Below are 18,776 nucleotides of genomic sequence, written 5' to 3'. Positions count from 1 at the left end.
CCATGGGCCGGCTCCAACGCATGCGGCCGCTGCTGGGCACTTTCGTCGAGATCGGCGTGGAGGCCGACGCGCCGGATGTCGAGCTCGCCCGCATGATCGACGCGGGATTCGCCGAACTCGAACAGGCGCAGGCGCGGTGGAGCTTCCAGTCGACCGACAGCGAACTGACCCGCCTGAATGCCGCCGGCGGGCAAGTGCTGCGGGTGCATCGCCGCACGGTCAGGCTGCTGCGACTGGCGCGAGCGATGACGGCGCACAGTGGCGGCCTCTTCGATTGCACAGTGGGGGGCACGCTGGTCGAGGCCGGCGCCCTGCCGGACCATGGTGGCGCGCCGGCCTTGCCGCGCGGCGAAGCCGGCGACATCGAGATCGGCGAAGGCTGGGCGCGGCTGAAGCGCGCGGTGCGGTTGACGCTCGACGGCATCGCGAAAGGCTTCGCCGTCGACCTGGCCGTGAGCGCCCTTCGCCGTCAAGGCGCCGCTGCCGGCTGGGTCAATGCCGGTGGCGACCTGCGCGTGTTCGGCGAACTGGTGCTGCCGGTGTCCCGCCGCGAAGCCGATGGCCGGCTGACACCGCTGGGAGGGCTGCGCTGCGGGGCGCTGGCGAGTTCCGGCGTGCGGCTTGGTGAACCCGAACGATTCCCGGCCCTGCTGGTCGGGCGAGGCGCTCGCCGCCTGCCGCGGGGCGTGCACAGCGTCATCGCGCGCAGCGCCTGGCGAGCCGACGCCCTGACCAAGGTCGCCGCAGCCGCGCCGGCACGCGAACGCGCGGCCCGCGTGCGCGCACTCGGCGGCTGCCTCATCGAGAACCTGGAGGCGCAGGCGTGAGCCATCACCCGTCGCATCAGCACCACCCTCATCCGGTGCTGCGCCTCCCAGCGTGGCAACGCCGCGTGCTCAACCTCACCGCCGCGCTGTTGCTGGTCACCGGCATCGTCTGGCTCGGGGTGCACTACAGCATCGGCGCGGGCGCCGGCGAGTTGCCGCATCCGCTCGAGGTGCTGTGCATGCGGGTGCATGGCGCCGCGGCCTTCGCCGGTCTCTTCGCGCTCGGCATGCTGGCGGCGGCCCACGTGCCGGCCGGCTGGCGCGTGACGCGCAGCGCGCACCGCCGGGCAGACCGGGCGACCCAGCGCCACACCGGTGTCGCGATGTTGAGCCTGGCAGCGCTCATCGTCCTCACCGGCTATGCGCTGTACTACTTCGCGCCCGAGGACTGGCGGCCCGCCATGGGCTGGCTGCATGCCGGGGCCGGCTTCGCGATGGCGGCGCTCGGCTTCGTGCATGCGCGCCTGCTGCGGTCGCGCCACGCGGCCGCGGCTCACGTGGCCCAGCCCCTGCGCGAAAGCTCGCCGAGCTCCGCGCCGCGCTGACGCCTACGCGCGCGCCAAGGTGCGCAGGGCCCGCACGAGCGTGTCGACCTCGTCCGCCTGGTGCGCGGCGCTGAGCGCGATGCGCAGCCGGGCGGTGCCGGCCGGCACGGTGGGCGGGCGGATCGCCGGCACCCACAGGCCGGCATCCTGCAGGCCGGCCATCACGCGCAGGCTGCTTGCGTTGTCGCCTATGACCAGCGGCTGGATGGCGGTGGCGGACTCCATGAGGCGCCAGCCGGCTGCGTCGACCGCGGCATCGGCACCCGGCGAAAGCCCGTCACGCAGCCGGGCGATCAACCGCTCGAGATGCGCACGGCGCTCGTCGCCCTCTGCACTGCCGACCACGCGCAGGGCCGCTCGCAAGGCCTCGGCCAACAGGGCCGGCGCCGCGGTGGCGTAGGTGTAGCTGCGCGTCTTCTGAAGCAGCCATTCGACCAGGCGTTCCGGCCCCGCCACGAAGGCGCCTGCCACGCCGAGAGCCTTGCCCAGCGTGGCCATGTAGAGCACGCGCGGCGATGCCTGGGCGCCCGTCAACCCGACGGCGGCGACGGCCCCGCGACCCTGCGGCCCGAGCAGGCCGAAGCCATGCGCGTCGTCGAGCAGCAGCAGCGCGTCGTGCCGCTCGGCCAGCGCGAGCAGCGCGGGGATGTCCGCCACGTCGCCGTCCATGCTGAACACGGCATCGCTGAGGATCAGCTTGCGGCGCGCGGGCTCCGCGGCCAGCTGCGCGTCGAGCGCGGCGAGATCGGCATGGTCGAAGCGGTGGATTGCCGCCTTGGACAGGCGCGAGCCGTCGATCAGGCAGGCGTGGTTGAGCGCATCGGAAAAGATCGCGTCGCCCGCGCCGACCAGCGCCGGCACGATGCTGGCGTTGGTCGCGAAGCCGGCGTAGAAATACAGCGCCCGCGGCAGTTGAACGAAGGCGGCGAGTTCGCTCTCGAGCAAAGCGTTGGCAGCGCTGTAGCCGCTGACCATCGGCGAGGAACCGGCGCCTACGCCGTAGGTCTCGACGGCCTCATGCACCGCCGACTTGAGCGCCGGGTGGCCGGCGAGGCCCAGGTAGTCGTTGCTGCAGAAGGCCAGCATGGAGCGGCCGTCGACCGTCATGCGGGCCCCCGCTTCAGGGACCACGACGCGACGCTTGCGCGTCAGGTGGGCAGCGTCCAGTTCGGCCAGGCGGCCGTCGAATTCATCAAGCCAGGTCATGCAAGGGCAGGAAAGTTCAGTTCGATGTTTCGCGGATCCGGCGAAGGCGACCAGGGGACGTCGCCCAGGAGCGGAGCGCCAAGGCATTGGCGCAGCGTCGCGAGGTTCTCGTCGGCGCAGGCCATCTGCGGATCGACGCGGTTGGCGATCCAGCCCGCGATCTGCAGGCCATCGGCGCGGATGGCCTCGGCGGTCAGCATCGCGTGGTTCAGGCAGCCCAGGCGCAGGCCCACCACCAACACCACCGGCGCGCCCAGCGCTCGCGCGAAGTCGGCCAGCGTCTCACCTTCGTCATTGAGCGGCACGCGCCAGCCCCCGGCGCCTTCGACGACCAGGGCGTCGCTCATCTCGGCCAGCGCCTTCGCAGGCGCCAGCAGATCCGCCACACGGACAGTGACGCCGGCCCGGCGCGCGGCGAGGTGTGGCGACAAGGGCTCGGGCAGCGACACCGGGTTGTCGAGCTCGGGTGCCACCGCCAGCGTCGAAGCCGCGCGCAGTGCCAGCACGTCCTCGCTGACCAGTCGGCCCTCATGCTCGATCAGTCCGGCGGCGACCGGCTTCATGCCGACCACGCGGGCGTGACGGCGTGCCAGCGCGTGAAGCATCGCGGCGCTGCACAGCGTCTTGCCGACCCCGGTGTCGGTGCCGGTGACGAAGAAGATTTCAGACGCCATCGACGGTGCCTCGCTCGTTCGCCACCGCACTGCCCTGCTCTTCTGCCAGCGTAGCCTGCAGCGCCGCCAGCGCGCCGCGCGCCAGCTGTTCGCCTTCGGACTCGCTGATCACGTAGGGTGGCATGGCATACAAGGTGTGCCCGATCGGCCGCAGCACGAGCCCTTGCGCGAGCGCGTGGCGCGCATACCGGCGCGCGAAGTCCGGCAGGCTGGTCGCGATGTCCCAGGCGAAGATCATTCCCCGCTGCCGGGCATGCCGGATCCGAGGATGGGCCGACAGCGGAGCGAACTGCGCAACCAGCCGTTCGGCCGTCACCCGGTTGCGGGCGATCGCATCCGTCTGCTCGATCAGGTCCAGCGTCGCGAGCGCCGCGCGGCAGGCCAGCGGGTTGCCGGTGTAGCTGTGCGAATGCAGGAAGCCCCGCGCCACCTCATCGTCGTAGAAGGCGGCGTAGACGGCGTCGGTCGTCAGCACGGCGGACAAGGGCAGCGTGCCGCCGGTCAGGCCCTTGGACAGGCACAGGAAGTCGGGGCGGATGCCGGCCTGCTCGTGGGCGAACAAGGTGCCGGTGCGGCCGAAGCCGACGGCGATCTCGTCGAGCACGAGGTGGATCTCATGCTTGTGGCACAACTCGCGCAGCCGCTTGACGTACAGCGGGTCGTGCATCGCCATGCCCGCCGCGCACTGCACCAGCGGCTCGGCGATCAGCGCGGCCGTCTCGTGGGCATGGTCCGCGAGCCACGCATCCAGCGCCGCGGCCGCACGCTCGGCCACATCGTCCGCGGACTCGCCGGTCATCGCTTGGCGCGCATCGGCGCTGGGCACGATCGCCGCCAGCCGCACCAGCGGCGCATAGGCCTCGCGGAACAGCGCGATGTCGGTCACCGCCAGCGCGCCCACCGTCTCGCCGTGGTAGCCGCCGGCGATGCCGACGAACTTGCACTTCTGGGGCCGGCCTGCATTGCGCCAGTAGTGCGCGCTCATCTTCAGCGCGATCTCGGTCGCGCTGGCGCCGTCGCTGCCGTAGAAGGCATGCCCCAGACCGGTCAACACCGACAACCGTTCGGACAGCTCGACCACCGGCGCATGGGTGAAGCCCGCCAGCATCACATGGTCCAGCGTGTTCAGCTGGTCGACCAGCGCCGCGCGGATGCCGGGATGGTTGTGGCCGAAGAGGTTGACCCACCAGGAGCTGATGCCGTCGAGGTAGCGCCGGCCTTCGTGGTCATGCAGCCAAACGCCCTCGGCGCGGGCCACCGGGATCAGCGGCTGCGCGTGCGCGGCGTCGTGCAGCTTCATCTGCGTGCACGGGTGCCACACCGCCGCCAGGCTGCGGCGGCGCCAGTCGTCGTTCAAGCTCATCAGGCTTCGTCGGGTTCCACACCGGACTGCGGCCCGGCCGGCTCGTGCCGCACTTCCTTGATCCGGTTGCCTTCGTCGACGAAGACCAGCTTCGGCACATGCTCGTCCACCTTGTCGTCATGCACCGAGGCGAAGGCCGCGATGATGACCAGGTCGCCCACGCTGGCGCGGCGCGCGGCCGAGCCGTTGAGCGAGATCACGCCCGAGCCGCGCGGCGAGGCGATGGCATAGGTGATGAAGCGCTCGCCGTTGCTGACGTTCCAGATGTGCACCTGCTCGTTGGGGCGGATGCCGCTGGCTTCCAGCAGGTCCTGGTCGATGCCGCAGGAGCCCTCGTAGTGCAGCTCGCAGTGGGTCACCGTCGCGCGGTGGATCTTGGCGTGCAGAAAGGTCTTGAACATGACGGCAAGGCGGCCGCGGGGCCGCTGAAAGCTAACGGGAAAGAGATGCGGACCAGGCCAGCAGCTGCGCCGCGGTGACGGTGGCCCCGCCGCAGACGACGACCAGCAGGTCCTCGACGCCAGCGAGCGCCGGATGCGCGGAATAGGCCGGCGCGAGCGCGGCACCGCAGGCTGGCTCGACGACGAGCCGGTGGTCGTCCATGAAGCGGACGCAGGCCTCGACCGCCTCGGCGTCGCTGACCACCAGCGAGGTCAACGGATGCTCCCGTGCCAGATCGAAGGCCCGCTGGCAACCCTGCTTCGCGCCCAGCGAAGTGGCGATGGAGGTGATGGCCGGCAGGCTGACGCGCTCATCGGCCGCCAGGGCCGCATGCAGTGACGCCGCGCCTTCGGTCTCGACGGCGAACACCGGCACCTGGCCCAGGCCATTGCGGCGCAGGCCCTCGATGACGCCGGCCAGCAGCCCGCCGCCGCCCACCGCCACCAGCACGCCGCCCGGCCTCACGCCAGCTGCGGCGACCTCGTCGATGAGGGTGGCGTGGCCCGGCCACAGCAGCGGATCGTCGAAGGGGTGGATGAAGGCGTCATGCGGGCCCAGCAGCGACTGCGCGAGGGCGTTGGCCTCTTGCCAGGAGTCGCCATGGACCGTGACCTCGGCACCCTCGGCGGCCAGCAACTCGCGCGCTCGGGCCGTGCTGCTGGTGGGCACGACCACCCGAACCGGCACGCCGAGGCGCCGGCCGGCATACGCCACCGCCAGGCCGGCGTTGCCGCCCGACGAAGACACGAAGCGTTTCGCACCCCGCTCCAGCTGGGCCTGGCAGGCTGCGCCGATCCCCCGGATCTTGAACGAGCCCGGCGGCTGCAAGGCCTCCAGCTTCAGCCAGACGCGGCGGCCGCCGAGCGCACGCGACAAGGCCGCGGATTCGACCTGCGGCGTGTGCAGGTGCAGTGGCTCCATCCCCCGCCTTTCGGGTAAGGGTCAGCCCTGCAGCGCGTGGCGGGCGCGCAGGCCCAGCCGCGACAGCAGCGCGCGGTCGCGCTCGACCTCGGGGTTGCCGGTGGTCAGCAGCTTCTCGCCGTAGAAGATGGAGTTGGCGCCGGCGACGAAGCACAGGGCCTGCAGCGCCTCGTCCATCTGCTGCCGGCCGGCCGACAGGCGCACCCGCGCCTTGGGCATGGTGATGCGGGCCACGGCGATGGTGCGGACGAACTCGAACGGGTCGATCTTGTCGGTGTCGGCCAGCGGCGTGCCTTCGACCCGCACCAGCTCGTTGATGGGCACCGACTCGGGATAGGGCTCGAGGTTGGCCAGCTGCGTGATCAGCGCGGCGCGCTCGGCGCGGCTCTCCCCCATGCCCACGATGCCGCCGCAGCAGACCGACATGCCGGCCGCGCGGACATGGTCCAGCGTGTCGAGCCGGTCCTGGTAGTCGCGCGTCGTGATGATGCGGCCGTAGGCCTCGGGCGCGGTGTCGAGGTTGTGGTTGTAGTAGTCCAGGCCCGCGCCCTTGAGCGCCTGCGCCTGGCCTTCGCTCAGCATGCCGAGCGTGCAGCAAGCTTCGAGGCCGAGGGACTTCACTTCGCGCACCAGTTCGGCGACCTTCTCGATGTCGCGGTCCTTGGGCTCGCGCCAGGCGGCGCCCATGCAGAAGCGTGTCGCGCCGGCGGCCTTGGCGGCCTCGGCCGCCTCGCGCACCGCGCCGGCATCCATCAGCTTGCCGGCCTCGACGCCGGTGTCGTAGTGCACCGACTGCGGGCAGTAGCCGCAGTCCTCCGGGCAGCCGCCGGTCTTGATCGACAGCAGCGTGGCCAGCTCGACCTCAGTCGGATCGAAGTGCTCGCGGTGAACCAGTTGCGCGCGGTGCATCAGCTCGGTCAGCGGCAGCGCCAACAGCGCTTCGACGTCGGACACCTTCCAGCGGGCGTTCGGCGCCGCGTCGGCAGGCTTCGGAGCACGGTGCAGGCGCACCGGTTGTTCGGCAGTCGTTACTTCGGTCATGGTCGTGGTCAACATTCGACGTTGTCGATCAGTCGCGTGGCGCCCAGTCGCGCCGCGCCCAGCGCCACCAGGGGCTCGTGGCCCAGGCGCTGTTCCTCGGTCGGCGGCAGCAGGTCGCTGCGCCGCCGCAAGGTCAGGTAATCGGGCTTCCAGCCGCGCTGGCTCAGCTCATCCATCGCGGCCTGCTCCAGCGCTTGCAGCGTGGTGTCGCCGTCGCGGCATTTGTCGGCCATCGTGCGCAGGGCATACGGCAGCGCCACGGCCTCGGCCCGCTCGTCTTCGGCCAGGTAGCCGTTGCGCGAGGAAAGCGCCAGGCCGTCGTCGGCGCGCACCGTGGGCGCCCCCACGACCTCGATAGGCAGCGCGAACTGACGCGCCATGTCGGTGATGACCTTGAGCTGCTGGTAGTCCTTGCGGCCGAACACGGCGACCGCCGGCTGCACGCACTGGAACAGCTTGAGCACCACGGTGCAGACGCCGGTGAAGAAGCCGGGGCGGAACTCGCCCTCGAGGATGTCGGCCAGGGCGGGCGGCGGGGCCACCTTGTAGGCCTGCGGCTCGGGATAGAGCTCGGCCTCGTCGGGCGCGAAGACGAAGTTGCAGCCGGCGCCGGTCAGCAGCTCGACGTCACGCGCCAGCGTGCGCGGGTAGCGGTCGAAATCCTCGTGCGGCAGGAACTGCAACCGGTTGACAAAGACGCTGGCGACCACCGGGCCGCCCCAGCGCTTGGCCTCGCGTACCAGCGACAAGTGGCCTTCGTGCAGGTTGCCCATCGTGGGCACGAAGACGGTCTGGTTCTGGCGCGCCAGGATTCGCCGCAGCTCGGCGATCGTGTGGATGACTTGCATGAAGAGAAGAAAGGCGTCAGTAGCCGTGGACGGTTTCGTCGGGGAATGAGCCGTCTTTCACCGCGGCCACGTAGGCAGCCACGGCCTGCGCGATGCCCAGCCCCGGGGCATCGGCGGCGCTGCCCGGCAGGCGGGTGAAGTCGCGCACGAAGCGGGGCCGCTTGCCGGACGTCAGGCCCAGCATGTCGTGCAGCACCAGCACCTGGCCGGTGGTGCCGGCGCCGGCGCCTATGCCGATCGTCATCAGCTGCGGCAGTTGTTCGGTGATGCGGCGGGCGAGCGTGGAGGGCACGAGTTCCAGCACCAGCATCGCGGCACCGGCCTCGGCCAGCGCGGTGGCGTCGGCTATCAGCACCTGGGCTGCGGCCTCGTCCCGGCCCTGCACGCGGTAGCCGCCGATCGCATGCACGCGCTGCGGGGTCAGCCCGAGGTGGGCGCAGACGGGAATGCCGCGCTCGACCAGGAAGCGCACCGTGTCGGCCGTGTAGCCGCCACCTTCGAGCTTGACCATCTGGGCACCGGCGCGCATCAGCGCCGCCGCCGAGGCAAAGGCCAGCTCCGGACTCGACTCGTAGCTGCCGAAGGGCATGTCGGTGACGAGGAAGGCGCCGCGCTTGCCTTGGGCCACCGCACGGGTGTGGTATGCCATCTGTTCCACCGTCACCGGCAGCGTGCTGGTCTCGCCCTGGATCACGTTGCCGAGCGAATCGCCGACCAGCAGGATCTCGACCCCGGCGTCGTCCAGCACCCGGGCGAAGGTGGCGTCGTAGGCGGTCAGCATCGTCAGCTTCTCGCCGCGCGAGGCCGCCTCGCGCAGGCGGGGCAGCGTCATCGCAGGGCGGGTGGCCGGGGTGTTTTCGGCTGGCGCGGAGTGAACACTCATGGTCGGGAAGGTGAGACGGTCGGCGCGGGCGGAGCCCAGCTTGCTGCGACGCAGCAAGGGGCGCATTCTGCCTGCAACGCCTGAACGGGCACCGGGCTTGTCCCCAGGCAACGCTCGGCGTTGAGCGCAGGCTCGCACTCTGCCACCTTCGCGCCGGGTGCGCTCGCGCGGCGTCGCGACGATGCCTCTACTGCTCGATCAGCTTCAGCGTGATGCCCCGGGCGGCCAGGCGGCGAGCCACCCGCTCGGCCTCGGCCTGGTCCGGCAGCGGCCCGACGGACAGGGCGTCGCCCTCGGGCGTGCCGATGACGTCCATGCGCAGGCGGGAGCCCGTCTGGCCCATGGTCGACAGGACGGACTGCAGTTGCGTGGCCTGGTTGCGCAGGACCGCGGGGTCGCGTTGAGGAGCGCCGACGAGGCGGAAGCTGGTCGGCCCGGCGGCGCGGGTCTCCTGGCCCTCCACTGGCACGCCGGTCCCGACGCGCGGGCCGCGCCCGCCGGCGGCGGTGCCGGCATGGGGCAGATCGGCCGGCGTGAACAGCGGCGGATCGGACGGCGAAGGGGCGAACGGCTTGGGTGCGGGCGCGGTGGCGCGCGGCATCACCGAGCCGACCGGCGGCGCGCCGGGCGCGGTGGCGACGGTTTCATTGCGCGGCGCCGTCGCGACGATGGGCGCCTGCGGGCTGCGCTGCACGCCTGCGGGCCACAGTTGCTTGAGCATCCAGCCCGCGAGCAGCACCGGCACCGTCAGCGCCAGCGCCAGCAGGCCCATCTTCGGCCGGCTCAACAGGCGGTGGCCCACGACGCCGGTGACCTCGGCCGAGCCCGCGCCGCGACCGATGAGCAGGCGCAGCGGCTGCCGCCCGCGCCCGCGCTTGAGGGCCACGGTGAGCAGGTGGATGGGCCGGGTCTGGGCGGGATCCCAGCCCTTGGCCACCGGCACCTTGCGAAGCGGCCATTCGGGCGCGCCGGGCCGGTCGTCCCAGCCCTGCGCCAACGCCAGCGCGACCACCTTCTGGCGCGACAAGCCCGGCAGGAGCGCCAGGTCGTCGAACATGGGAAAGCGTGCGGGCGCCCCATCGCCCTGGGCCACGGGCGGCGAGAACGGCAGGCTCACGACGCCATAGCCCCCCAGCTGACGCCGGCCTATGCGGCGCGCGAGCGGATGCTTGTTGTGCCACGACACGACCTGCGCGGCCAGCACCCGGCGCGGCGAAGGCAGCCCGTGCGCGCGACCCGCATGCACCCGCGCCGGCACGTGCGTGCGCGCCGCTGCCGAACGCGTGTGACGGACGCGCGGTGGCTTGGCGGGGGCGTCGGTGGCGCTCACGATGGTCCGCAGGGCTTTCTCAGAACTCCATCCACTTCATGGGCACGCCCCTTCGGGCGAGCACCTCCGCCAGGCGCTCGGCGTCCGCCTGCGTCGGCAGGGGCCAGATCGTCACGACGTAACCCTGGGGCGACGGCATGACCTGTGCCTGCATAGGCCCCAGGGCGGGACCCAGCAGTCGACGCACCTGCTGCAGAGTAGCCTCTGCCGACTCCTGTTTCTTCGCCGGCGCCGAAATGAGGGCGTAGTGCGGCTCGGCAGGGACGGGCGGCATGTCCCGGTCCGGCATCGGGCGGCTGGCCGGCGACGAGGCCTCGCCTGCGAGCCGCCTGGGCACGAGGGGCACGCTGGCAGGTGCCTGCGGCACGCCAGCGGCGCCCGAGGCGCTGGCGTCGGCCTCGCCCGTGGCCGAAAGGGCGGAGGGCGGGGCGGCAGGCACCAGGGCAGAGGCTGGCTTCGGCACCGCTTCCGGCCCCCGGGCCTCGGCTGCGGCGCGCGGCTGGGTCGCCGCCCGCCCCTGCATGAACGCCGCCGCAAGCACGGCGCCGGCCAGCAGCAAGGCCGCGCCGGCAGCCAGCGCCACGCGAGGGCGGCTCAACTCCCGGTGGCCCCAGATCTCCTTTCCAGCCGGCGCCAGCAGCAGCCGGCGCGGCGAAATGCCGTGAGGACGGGCGTCGCTGACCGCTGCCGTCAGCAGGTAGCGCGTCTGCGGGGCAGGCTCGCTGGAGCCGTCGGCCCGCGCGACCTCGCGCCTGGCCCAGTCGGCCGGCCCGGGCGGCTGCTCCACGCCATGCCGGGCCGCGAAATCCAGCAGGGCCTGATGCGACAGGCCGGGCAACAGCCGCGGCTGTTGGAACAGCGGATGAATCTCACCGGGTCGCGCGCCCGGCGCAGCGCTCGGCGCATAGGGCAAGGCGACGATCCCGACGCCGACCACCTCCCGGGCGGAGATGCGCCGGGCCAGGGGATGTCGGTGCTGCCAGTCCCGCACCCGCTCGACGATGCACCGCAGTGCCTCCTCGCCGGATCCTTCGGCGGGCGACGCCAGCACCGGCGCTTCGCCAGGCAAGGGCAGGTCGACCATCGCGCGCCGCGGGCCGATCCGCCCGCCTCAGCGCAAGGGGGCGAGGTTGCGCAGGGTGCGCACGGCCCCTTCTCCGATCGAGGCGCCGAAGCGCTTGGCCAGGCGTTCCGCGACGTTCTCCTGGGGCGTGTAATCGACCACGTCCTCGTAGCCGACGACCTCGCGCGCCACGTAATCGAGGTTGCCGAACTGGTCGGCCAGGCCGAGCTTGACCGCCTCCTCGCCGTTCCAGAACAGGCCGGAGAAGGTCTCGGGCGTCTCCTTCAAACGGCTGCCGCGGCCTTCGCGGACCACCTTGATGAACTGCTGGTGGATCTGCTCCAGCATGGCCTTGGCGTAGGCCGTCTGCTTCGGATCGGCGGGCGAGAAGGGATCCAGCATGCCCTTGTTCGCGCCTGCGGTCAGCAGGCGCCGCTCGACGCCCAGCTTGTCCATCAGGCCGACGAAGCCGAAGCCGTCCATCAGCACGCCGATCGAGCCGACGATGCTGGCCTTGTCGACGTAGATCTCGTCGGCCGCGACCGCGATGTAGTAGGCACCGGACGCGCAGGTCTCTTCGACCACGGCGTAGACCTTCTTCTTGTGCTTGGCCTTCAGGCGCTTGATCTCGTCGTTGACGATGCCGGCCTGCACCGGGCTGCCGCCGGGCGAGTTGATGCGCAACACCACGGCCTTGGCGCCCTCGTCCTCGAAGGCGCTGCGGATGGACGACACCAGCAGCTCCGCGCTCGCATCGGTGTCGGCCGCGATCTCGCCGCGCACCTCCACCAGCGCGGTGTGCGGGCCGGCCGGCGCGGAGGGATGGCCGCCGCGCTGCGTGGCCAGTGCCCAGACGATCGCCAACACCAGGCCGAACCAGCCCAGCCTGAGGATGAGGTTCCAGCGACGCGCGCTGCGCCGGTCGCGCAGCACCTCGGACGAGACTTGCCTCAGCAGGCTTTCCATGCCCGTCAGCGTGTGAGCCGCATCGGCCGGCGCGGGTGCAGCCGCTGCCGCTGCAGGGGCGGGCGCAGGAGCCGGGGCCCCAGCCGGCTCCGGTGCCGTGACGCGCTCGCTCGTGACGGGGCTGTCGGCGGGACTGTCGGCGCGGCTGTCGGGATGTTCGGCCGGTTCGCCCGCAGGGTCGTTCGGAAGGCTCATCGAAAGCTCGAAAAGGGGTTCGTGGGAAGGGCAACGAGGGGGAAGACGGGGGCAGGCGGGCCGCGAACTCAGTCGAAAACGACGGGCCGGATGTCCGGGCTAGGATACCAATACACCTGCCCCTCGCGCTCGACGACGTCCAGGGCCATCAGGCGCTCGCCGCGGCACGGGCCGGCGATGCAGTGGCCGTCGGCCGGCTCGTAGGTCGCGCCGTGGATCGAGCAGATGATCCAGCGCTTGTCGAGATCCAGGAACTCTCCCGGCTGCCAGTCGAGCTCGGTCGGCACGTGGGCGCAGCGGTTCATGTAGGCCACCACCCGCCCGTCGAAGCGCAAGGCAAAGGCGCGGGCCGGCTGGCCCCACAGCAGCACGTCGAACAGCACCGCCTTGCCGCGTTCGTCCAGGTCCGCACTGGCGCAAAGGGGTTGTTCAACCATGGGTGAGAAGCCATTCGTGGAGTTCGCGGGTCGAATGCACGACGGCCACGGGCGACAGGGGCTGGAACGACTCATGGTCGTGGGCACCGAAGCTCACTCCTAGGCAGGGTGTGCCGGCGTTGACCGCCATCTGCAGGTCGTGCGTGGTGTCGCCCACCATCAGCGTGCGCTCCGGCTCGACGCCCAGCTCGGTCATCAGCTCCTGCAGCATCAGCGGATGGGGCTTGGACAGGGTCTCGTCGGCGGTGCGGCTGGCGTCGAAGACGCCGCGCAGCTCGGTCGTCTGCAGCACCTCGTCCAGCCCGCGGCGGGTCTTGCCGGTGGCCACCGCCAGCAGGTGCTGGCGGGTCTTCAGTGCCTGCAGCATCTCCAGCGTGCCGGGGAACAGGGTCAGCGCATGCTGGCTGCCCAGGTAATGGCGCCGGTAGGCGGCGCCCAGCTCGCCATAGCGCTCGGCCGGCAGGCCGGGCACGGCGTACTCGAGGGCATCGCGCAGGCCGAGGCCGATGACGTAGGCGGCCCTTGCGGCGTCGGGCACGGGCGCCCCGATGTCGGCGCAGGCCTGCTGGATGCAGCGCACGATCAGGGCGGTGGAGTCGAACAGGGTGCCATCCCAGTCGAAGGCGATGAGGTCGAAGCGGCGTTGACGGGAGCTCATGAATCGAGGGGGCGCAGACAGCCCAGAAGTGTCCGGCATTCGGTGGGCAAAGACGCCTCCAGCTCGATGCGCTCCCCGCTGGCGGGGTGATCGAAGGCCAGGCGGCGGGCGTGCAGGAACATGCGGTCGAAGCGGCAATCCGGCACCGCGCGCCCCGTGGCCAGCGCCTTGTTGAGCGCGAAGACGCCGTACTTGTCGTCGCCGGCGATAGGGTGGCCCTCGGAGGCCAGGTGGACGCGGATCTGGTGCGTGCGGCCCGTCTTGATGGTGACGTCGAGCAGGGTGAAGCCGGGGGCGGGGGAGGCGAAGGCCTCGACGACCCGCACCAGCGAGATCGAACGCTGGCCCTGCTCGTGGTCTGCCGCGACGGCCCTGACGCGCCGCTCGCCCGCGGCGTCCAGGTACTTGTGCAGCGCGACGTCGACCACCTTCTTGCTGGCCGGCCAGGCGCCGCTGACCAGCGCGGCGTAGGTCTTGCCCGTCTCCCGCTGGCGGAACTGGTCCTGTAAGGCGGTGAGCGCGCTGCGGCGCTTGGCCAGCATCAGCAGGCCCGAGGTCTCCTTGTCGAGCCGGTGGACCAGCTCGAGGAACTTCGCCTCCGGCCGCGCGCGGCGCAGCTGCTCGATGACGCCGAAGCTGACGCCCGAGCCGCCATGCACGGCCACGCCGGCCGGCTTGTCGATCACCAGCAGGTGGTCGTCCTCGTAGACCAGCGGAAACTCGCGCGGCGGCGCCGCCTCGGCGGCCCGGGCCGGGTCCGGCGCGGCCTGGCGCACCGGCGGCAGGCGGACCTCGTCGCCCGGTTCGAGCCGGGTATCGGCCGCCGCCCGGCCCTTGTTCACCCGCACTTCGCCCGAGCGGATGATGCGGTAGACGTGGGTCTTGGGAACACCCTTGAGCTCGCGCAGCAGGAAGTTGTCAAGGCGCTGGCCGGCCGACCGTTCATCGACCACGACGCGCCGTACGGCCGGGCCGGCGGCGGAAGGATTTTCCACTGGCTCGGTTTTGGCCTTTATAATGGTCTGCGCCACGATTGAGCCGTAAGTGCTTGATTTTCAAGAGTTTACCCGGGCACCGAGGGTCATGCGTGGCGGCAGGCGGAGTTTGACGCCTGCTTTTTCATAGGTGATGCAACGCATTCACGCGCCGTGGAATGGCGAGCCCCAAAGCGGCTCGCCGGCCTGGGCGCCGAATGCGGCAGAGAAACATCGGACGTGCCGCCCTGCCCTCGTTTGTGCAGGGATCCACCAAAGGTTTTTGGCATGAGACGCCGGGCGCCATCCGCTGCCCGGCGGCTCGAAGCCAGCGACAACAACAAAGCGCTGCTCGCGCAATGTGCCTCCTCCTTCCCCTGGACGACTGCCCCCTGGCCCCGGCGATGAAACGCCGGAGCGGCCTCGGCGTGCGGCCGTCCGGACGCCGGCCTCGCGTGCCGACAGGGGGCCGGGCATGAGAACCGAGCCGCGTCAGCCTGCCGTCGCACGCGCCAACGCTGCCCCGCTCACGCCGCCTACGGCGGCATAGCGCACCGGCAGTCCAGGGCGATTCCTTCTCCCGGCCCAACCGTCGTTTCCCGTGCATCGGTCGAGGCATCGGCGGGTTTCGCGTTCGGCGAGCCGCCCGAGGCCTCATGGGCTCGCGCCCGGTCCGTCGCTTCGGACCGGGTGCCGATGAGGAGTGCACATGAAGCGAATGCTGATCAACGCGACGCAGCCGGAAGAGCGGCGTCTCGCGATCGTCGACGGCCAGAAACTGCTCGATTTTGAAACCGAGATCGAGGGCCGCGAACAGCGCAAGGGCAACATCTACAAGGCGGTCGTCACGCGGGTGGAGCCCTCGCTCGAGGCCTGTTTCGTCGACTACGGCGAGGATCGCCACGGCTTCCTGCCGTTCAAGGAAATCTCCCGCCAGTACTTCAAGGAAGGCGTCTCGGTCCGTGACGCCAAGATCCAGGACGTCATCTCCAACGGCCAGGAACTGCTGGTTCAGGTCGAGAAGGAAGAGCGAGGCAACAAGGGCGCGGCGCTGACCACCTTCGTTTCGCTGGCCGGCCGCTACCTCGTGCTGATGCCCAACAACCCGCGCGGCGGTGGCGTCTCGCGCCGCATCGAGGGCGAGGACCGCGAGGAGCTCAAGGAGAACCTCGACCAGCTCGAATATCCCAAGGGCATGTCGCTCATCGCCCGCACCGCCGGCATCGGCCGCTCGGCGGCCGAGCTGCAGTGGGACCTGAACTACATGCTCAAGCTGTGGGACGCCATCGACGGCGCCTCCTCGGCCGGCAAGGGCGCCTTCCTGATCTACCAGGAGTCGTCGCTGGTGATCCGCGCGATCCGCGACTACTTCACCGCCGACGTCGGCGAGATCCTGATCGACACCGACGACATCTTCGAGCAGGCGCATCAGTTCATGAACCACGTGATGCCGGAGACGGCCAATCGCGTGAAGCGCTACCGGGATGACGCGCCGCTGTTCTCGCGGTTCCAGATCGAGCACCAGATCGAGACCGCCTTCAGCCGCACGGTGAACCTGCCGTCCGGCGGCGCGATCGTGATCGACCACACCGAGGCCCTGGTCGCTGTGGACGTGAACTCCGCCCGCTCCACCCGCGGCGGCGACATCGAGGAGACGGCCACCCGCACCAACCTCGAAGCCGCCGACGAGATCGCCCGCCAGTGCCGGCTGCGCGACCTCGGCGGCCTGATCGTCGTCGACTTCATCGACATGGAGGAGTCGAAGAACCGCCGCGAGGTGGAGCAGCGCCTGCGAGACGCCCTGCGCCAGGACCGCGCCCGCGTGCAGTTCAGCTCGATCAGCAAGTTCGGCCTGCTGGAGCTCTCGCGCCAGCGCCTGCGCCCGGCCCTGTCCGAAGGCAGCCACATCACCTGCCCGCGCTGCAACGGCACCGGCCACATCCGCGACACCGAATCCTCGGCGCTGCAGATCCTGCGCATCATCCAGGAAGAGGCGATGAAGGAGAACACCGCCGCCGTGCACGTGCAGGTGCCGGTGGAGGTGACCTCGTTCCTGCTGAACGAGAAGCGCACCGAGATCACCAAGATCGAGCTCAAGCAGCGCACCACCGTGCTGCTGGTGCCCAACAAGCACCTGGACACGCCGAACTACAAGCTCGAGCGGCTGCGCCACGACGACCCGCGCCTGGAGAACCTGCAGGCCAGCTACACGATGATCGAGGAGCCGGACGAGGAGGTCTCGATCTCTCGCCGCGAAAAGGCCAAGGCCAAGCAGGAGCCGGTGATCAAGGGCGTTCTGCCCGATCAGCCGGCGCCGGTGGCCATGGCGCCGACCCCTGCCCCCGCTCCGGTGGCTCCGGCGCCTGCCCCTGAAGCACAGCCCCAGTGGGCGCGTACGCCGGCGGCCGCACCGGCCGGCGGCGGCTTCTTCGGCTGGCTCAAGCGCGTCTTCGGCGGTGCCGAGCCGGCTCCGGCGGCGGCACCCGCCGCGGCGCCGGCGGCGCCCGCGGCAGAGCCTTCGGCCCGCCCGGGCCGCGAGGGCCAGTCGCGCGAAGGCGGCCGTGACGGTCGAGGCGACCGAAAGGGCGGCCGCCGCGGTGAGCGTGGCGGAGAACGCGGTGCAGAGCGTGGCGAACGCAGTGACCGCCCGGGCCGCGATGCGGCTCGCGATTCCGGCCGCGAGGCCGGCAAGCCGGCGGGCGAGGCACGCCAGGGTGGCCGCGGTGAAGGCGGACGTGAAGGCGGACGTGAGGGCGGCCGCGAAGGCGGCCGCGGTAGCGAGGGCCGCCAGGAAGGACGTCCCGAAGGCCGCCAGGACCGCCGCGACGGGCGTGGCGGCGAAGCACGAGGCGAAGCACGAGGCGAAGGGCGCGGCGAGCGGCGTGACAACCGTCGCGGCGCGAACGCGCCGGCGACTGCCGAGTCCGAGCGCGTCGAGTCCACCCAGGCCCTGCCCGCCGCGCGAGCCGAGGAAGGCGGCCGTCGTCCGCGCCCCGAGCGCGAACAGCCGGCCTCCACCGAGGTCGAACTGGTCGAAGGCCTGACGCCCGAGACCGCTGCCGTTGTCGCTGAAGGCGAGCAAGGCGAGCGCGGCGACAGCGAAGGCCGCCGCCGTCGCCGCCGCCGCGGCCGTGGCGGCCGCGACGAGGCGCGTGAAGGCCAGCGTCCGGAAGGCGAAGGCGAAGAACTCGCGCCTGAAGCCACCGCAGAGGCCGGTGCGCCAGCCACTGTCGAAGCGGCGGCGCCTGAAGCCCTCGCCGAAACGCAGGAGGCGCGTGAGCGCAGGGAGCCGCGCGAACCGCGCCCACGCCGCGAGCGTGAGGAGCGCCGCGAGCCGGTCGAACCGGCCCCGGCTTTCGCGCAGGAGACCTTCGCCGAGGTGGTCGCCGCCCCGGCACCGGCCGTGGCCGTGCCCGCACCGGCGCCCTCGCGACCGGTCGTCGAGCCGTACGTGCTGGCGTTGGACGAGTTGCAGCACATCGCCGAAGGCGCCGGGCTGACCTGGGTGAACTCCGACGCCGAGAAGATCCGCGCCGCACGGGAGGCCATGGCTGCCGAGCCCCGGCCGGTGCATGTGCCTCGCGAGCGCGTGCCCCTGGTGCTCGTCGACGAGGGCCCGCTGGTGCTGGTCGAGACCCGCAAGGACCTGAGCCAGCTGGACCTGCCCTTCGACCGACGCAACGCCAACAACGGCTGAGCCCGCTTCGGCTCCGCACGAAAACGCCACCTCCGGGTGGCGTTTTTCTTTCCGGAAGCGGTCCTTACATCACGGCCGGCGACGCCCGGCCCGCCGGCACGCAGCGGCCCGCGTCGCAGCGGGCGCCCGGGTCGGCCATCATCGAACAGTCGGACACGCGGCCCGATTGCTGCACATCCCGCTTGCGGGCCTGGTTGTACTGATCGACCAGACCGCGCAGCACGCCCTCGGACGTGCCCGCGCTGGACCACACCAGGTAGCCCTCCGGACCGCCGCAGGCCTTGTGCCCTATCGGCAAGGTGCGGCACTGCGCATTCGACGTGCAGGAGGCGTCTCCCACCACCTCGCGGATCCGCTGGTGCAGCGTTTCCGTGTCGCGTGCAGGCGCCGATGCGCCGGAAGCGGGCGGCGGCGGCGTCTGAGCCACCGCGCAGCCCGTCAGGACCAGCGGCACCACCCGGCGGACCAGCCGCCACCATCCATCACAGATCATCGTCGCGCTCCTTTCTTCCCGCTGGGCAAACGCCGTCCCCGTCCTTCGACTTAGGGGGAAAGTGTGGCACCCCCGGGCGATGTCCCTACCCCGCTGCGGCCCTAAGCGCTAGGGTCCGGGACGGCCGAATTGGAAACGGTCTCGACTGACCCGTGGCATTCGCCAGGCCAGCCTCCTTGTGCACGCTGTGATCCCGCGGCGGCCCCATCCGGGC

At 71.4% G+C, this 18,776-nt stretch carries 18 protein-coding genes; 3 read left to right on the top strand and 15 right to left on the bottom strand.

Annotated elements, in window-relative coordinates:
* Window positions 1–2: 2 nt before the first annotated feature.
* Together ACS5PM_RS17115 and ACS5PM_RS17110 are read left to right on the top strand one after the other, a co-directional pair.
* Window positions 3–827 (top strand): FAD:protein FMN transferase, encoded by an 825-nt coding sequence (locus ACS5PM_RS17115; protein WP_439388865.1) that lies wholly within the window; start codon window positions 3–5, stop codon window positions 825–827.
* Window positions 824–1,372, top strand: coding sequence for a hypothetical protein (locus tag ACS5PM_RS17110; RefSeq protein ID WP_439388864.1), 549 nt, complete (start codon window positions 824–826; stop codon window positions 1,370–1,372). The genes ACS5PM_RS17115 and ACS5PM_RS17110 overlap by 4 nt, the downstream gene beginning before the upstream one ends.
* 3 nt (window positions 1,373–1,375) lie before the next feature.
* Here the strand turns inward: ACS5PM_RS17110 and ACS5PM_RS17105 are convergent, their stop codons facing one another.
* The 14 genes from ACS5PM_RS17105 to ACS5PM_RS17040 all read right to left on the bottom strand — a co-directional run bounded on the left by ACS5PM_RS17105 (window position 1,376) and on the right by ACS5PM_RS17040 (window position 14,393).
* Window positions 1,376–2,578: an aminotransferase class I/II-fold pyridoxal phosphate-dependent enzyme gene (locus ACS5PM_RS17105; RefSeq protein ID WP_439388863.1), complete on the bottom strand. Its 1,203-nt coding sequence runs from the start codon at window positions 2,576–2,578 to the stop codon at window positions 1,376–1,378.
* Window positions 2,575–3,252 (bottom strand): dethiobiotin synthase, encoded by a 678-nt coding sequence (gene bioD, locus ACS5PM_RS17100; RefSeq protein WP_439388862.1) that lies wholly within the window; start codon window positions 3,250–3,252, stop codon window positions 2,575–2,577. Before bioD ends, ACS5PM_RS17105 begins: the two co-directional genes overlap by 4 nt.
* The gene (gene bioA, locus ACS5PM_RS17095; RefSeq protein ID WP_439388861.1) at window positions 3,242–4,615 is read right to left on the bottom strand and encodes an adenosylmethionine--8-amino-7-oxononanoate transaminase; all 1,374 of its coding nucleotides are present in this window, start codon (window positions 4,613–4,615) and stop codon (window positions 3,242–3,244) included. The genes bioD and bioA overlap by 11 nt, the downstream gene beginning before the upstream one ends.
* Window positions 4,615–5,016 (bottom strand): aspartate 1-decarboxylase, encoded by a 402-nt coding sequence (panD, locus tag ACS5PM_RS17090; RefSeq protein ID WP_439388860.1) that lies wholly within the window; start codon window positions 5,014–5,016, stop codon window positions 4,615–4,617. The genes bioA and panD overlap by 1 nt, the downstream gene beginning before the upstream one ends.
* Window positions 5,017–5,047: 31 nt before the next feature.
* On the bottom strand, window positions 5,048–5,977 hold the full coding sequence (locus ACS5PM_RS17085; protein WP_439388859.1) for a pyridoxal-phosphate dependent enzyme: 930 nt from the start codon (window positions 5,975–5,977) through the stop codon (window positions 5,048–5,050).
* A gap of 21 nt (window positions 5,978–5,998) precedes the next feature.
* Complete coding sequence (gene bioB, locus ACS5PM_RS17080; RefSeq protein ID WP_439389020.1) at window positions 5,999–7,018, bottom strand: biotin synthase BioB; 1,020 nt, start codon at window positions 7,016–7,018, stop codon at window positions 5,999–6,001.
* 8 nt (window positions 7,019–7,026) lie between these two features.
* Window positions 7,027–7,866, bottom strand: a complete 840-nt coding sequence (gene panC / locus ACS5PM_RS17075; RefSeq protein WP_439388858.1) for a pantoate--beta-alanine ligase — start codon at window positions 7,864–7,866, stop codon at window positions 7,027–7,029.
* Between the two features lie 16 nt (window positions 7,867–7,882).
* Window positions 7,883–8,749, bottom strand: coding sequence for a 3-methyl-2-oxobutanoate hydroxymethyltransferase (gene panB, locus ACS5PM_RS17070; RefSeq protein WP_439389019.1), 867 nt, complete (start codon window positions 8,747–8,749; stop codon window positions 7,883–7,885).
* Window positions 8,750–8,936: 187 nt separating this feature from the next.
* The gene (locus ACS5PM_RS17065) at window positions 8,937–10,079 is read right to left on the bottom strand and encodes a hypothetical protein (RefSeq protein WP_439388857.1); all 1,143 of its coding nucleotides are present in this window, start codon (window positions 10,077–10,079) and stop codon (window positions 8,937–8,939) included.
* 19 nt (window positions 10,080–10,098) lie between these two features.
* Window positions 10,099–11,163 (bottom strand): hypothetical protein, encoded by a 1,065-nt coding sequence (locus tag ACS5PM_RS17060; RefSeq protein ID WP_439388856.1) that lies wholly within the window; start codon window positions 11,161–11,163, stop codon window positions 10,099–10,101.
* 27 nt (window positions 11,164–11,190) lie between these two features.
* A complete protein-coding gene (locus ACS5PM_RS17055; protein ID WP_439388855.1) occupies window positions 11,191–12,303 on the bottom strand; it encodes a S49 family peptidase in 1,113 nt (370 codons plus the stop codon).
* Window positions 12,304–12,371: 68 nt separating this feature from the next.
* Window positions 12,372–12,740: a Rieske (2Fe-2S) protein gene (locus ACS5PM_RS17050; RefSeq protein WP_439388854.1), complete on the bottom strand. Its 369-nt coding sequence runs from the start codon at window positions 12,738–12,740 to the stop codon at window positions 12,372–12,374.
* Window positions 12,733–13,398, bottom strand: a complete 666-nt coding sequence (locus ACS5PM_RS17045) for an HAD-IA family hydrolase (RefSeq protein ID WP_439388853.1) — start codon at window positions 13,396–13,398, stop codon at window positions 12,733–12,735. The genes ACS5PM_RS17050 and ACS5PM_RS17045 overlap by 8 nt, the downstream gene beginning before the upstream one ends.
* Window positions 13,395–14,393 carry an RluA family pseudouridine synthase gene (locus ACS5PM_RS17040; protein WP_439388852.1) on the bottom strand — a complete coding sequence of 333 codons (999 nt, stop codon included), beginning with the start codon at window positions 14,391–14,393 and terminating at the stop codon, window positions 13,395–13,397. The genes ACS5PM_RS17045 and ACS5PM_RS17040 overlap by 4 nt, the downstream gene beginning before the upstream one ends.
* A 688-nt stretch (window positions 14,394–15,081) precedes the next feature.
* Here ACS5PM_RS17040 and ACS5PM_RS17035 point away from each other — a divergent pair.
* Window positions 15,082–18,069 (top strand): Rne/Rng family ribonuclease, encoded by a 2,988-nt coding sequence (locus ACS5PM_RS17035; RefSeq protein WP_439388851.1) that lies wholly within the window; start codon window positions 15,082–15,084, stop codon window positions 18,067–18,069.
* A 64-nt stretch (window positions 18,070–18,133) separates the two neighbouring features.
* On the opposite strand, the gene ACS5PM_RS17030 is transcribed toward ACS5PM_RS17035, so the two are convergent.
* Window positions 18,134–18,562 (bottom strand): hypothetical protein, encoded by a 429-nt coding sequence (locus ACS5PM_RS17030; protein ID WP_439388850.1) that lies wholly within the window; start codon window positions 18,560–18,562, stop codon window positions 18,134–18,136.
* Window positions 18,563–18,776 lie beyond the last annotated feature (214 nt).

Source organism: Ideonella flava (genome assembly GCF_051857595.1).
GTDB lineage: Bacteria > Pseudomonadota > Gammaproteobacteria > Burkholderiales > Burkholderiaceae_C > Ideonella.
The sequence above is the reverse complement of the archived record's forward strand: the minus strand, read 5'-3'. Positions and strand labels throughout refer to the sequence as shown.

Bases quoted from the DNA above. Each gene is read 5' to 3' on its own strand.
- ACS5PM_RS17115 (WP_439388865.1), top strand. From the start codon at position 3: ATGGGCCGGCTCCAACGCATGCGGCCGCTGCTGGGCACTTTCGTCGAG.
- ACS5PM_RS17105 (WP_439388863.1), bottom strand. From the start codon at position 2,578: ATGACCTGGCTTGATGAATTCGACGGCCGCCTGGCCGAACTGGACGCT.
- bioD (WP_439388862.1), bottom strand. From the start codon at position 3,252: ATGGCGTCTGAAATCTTCTTCGTCACCGGCACCGACACCGGGGTCGGC.
- bioA (WP_439388861.1), bottom strand. From the start codon at position 4,615: ATGAGCTTGAACGACGACTGGCGCCGCCGCAGCCTGGCGGCGGTGTGG.
- panD (WP_439388860.1), bottom strand. From the start codon at position 5,016: ATGTTCAAGACCTTTCTGCACGCCAAGATCCACCGCGCGACGGTGACC.
- ACS5PM_RS17085 (WP_439388859.1), bottom strand. From the start codon at position 5,977: ATGGAGCCACTGCACCTGCACACGCCGCAGGTCGAATCCGCGGCCTTG.
- bioB (WP_439389020.1), bottom strand. From the start codon at position 7,018: ATGACCGAAGTAACGACTGCCGAACAACCGGTGCGCCTGCACCGTGCT.
- panC (WP_439388858.1), bottom strand. From the start codon at position 7,866: ATGCAAGTCATCCACACGATCGCCGAGCTGCGGCGAATCCTGGCGCGC.
- panB (WP_439389019.1), bottom strand. From the start codon at position 8,749: ATGAGTGTTCACTCCGCGCCAGCCGAAAACACCCCGGCCACCCGCCCT.
- ACS5PM_RS17060 (WP_439388856.1), bottom strand. From the start codon at position 11,163: ATGGTCGACCTGCCCTTGCCTGGCGAAGCGCCGGTGCTGGCGTCGCCC.
- ACS5PM_RS17055 (WP_439388855.1), bottom strand. From the start codon at position 12,303: ATGAGCCTTCCGAACGACCCTGCGGGCGAACCGGCCGAACATCCCGAC.
- ACS5PM_RS17050 (WP_439388854.1), bottom strand. From the start codon at position 12,740: ATGGTTGAACAACCCCTTTGCGCCAGTGCGGACCTGGACGAACGCGGC.
- ACS5PM_RS17045 (WP_439388853.1), bottom strand. From the start codon at position 13,398: ATGAGCTCCCGTCAACGCCGCTTCGACCTCATCGCCTTCGACTGGGAT.
- ACS5PM_RS17035 (WP_439388851.1), top strand. From the start codon at position 15,082: ATGAAGCGAATGCTGATCAACGCGACGCAGCCGGAAGAGCGGCGTCTC.
- ACS5PM_RS17030 (WP_439388850.1), bottom strand. From the start codon at position 18,562: ATGATCTGTGATGGATGGTGGCGGCTGGTCCGCCGGGTGGTGCCGCTG.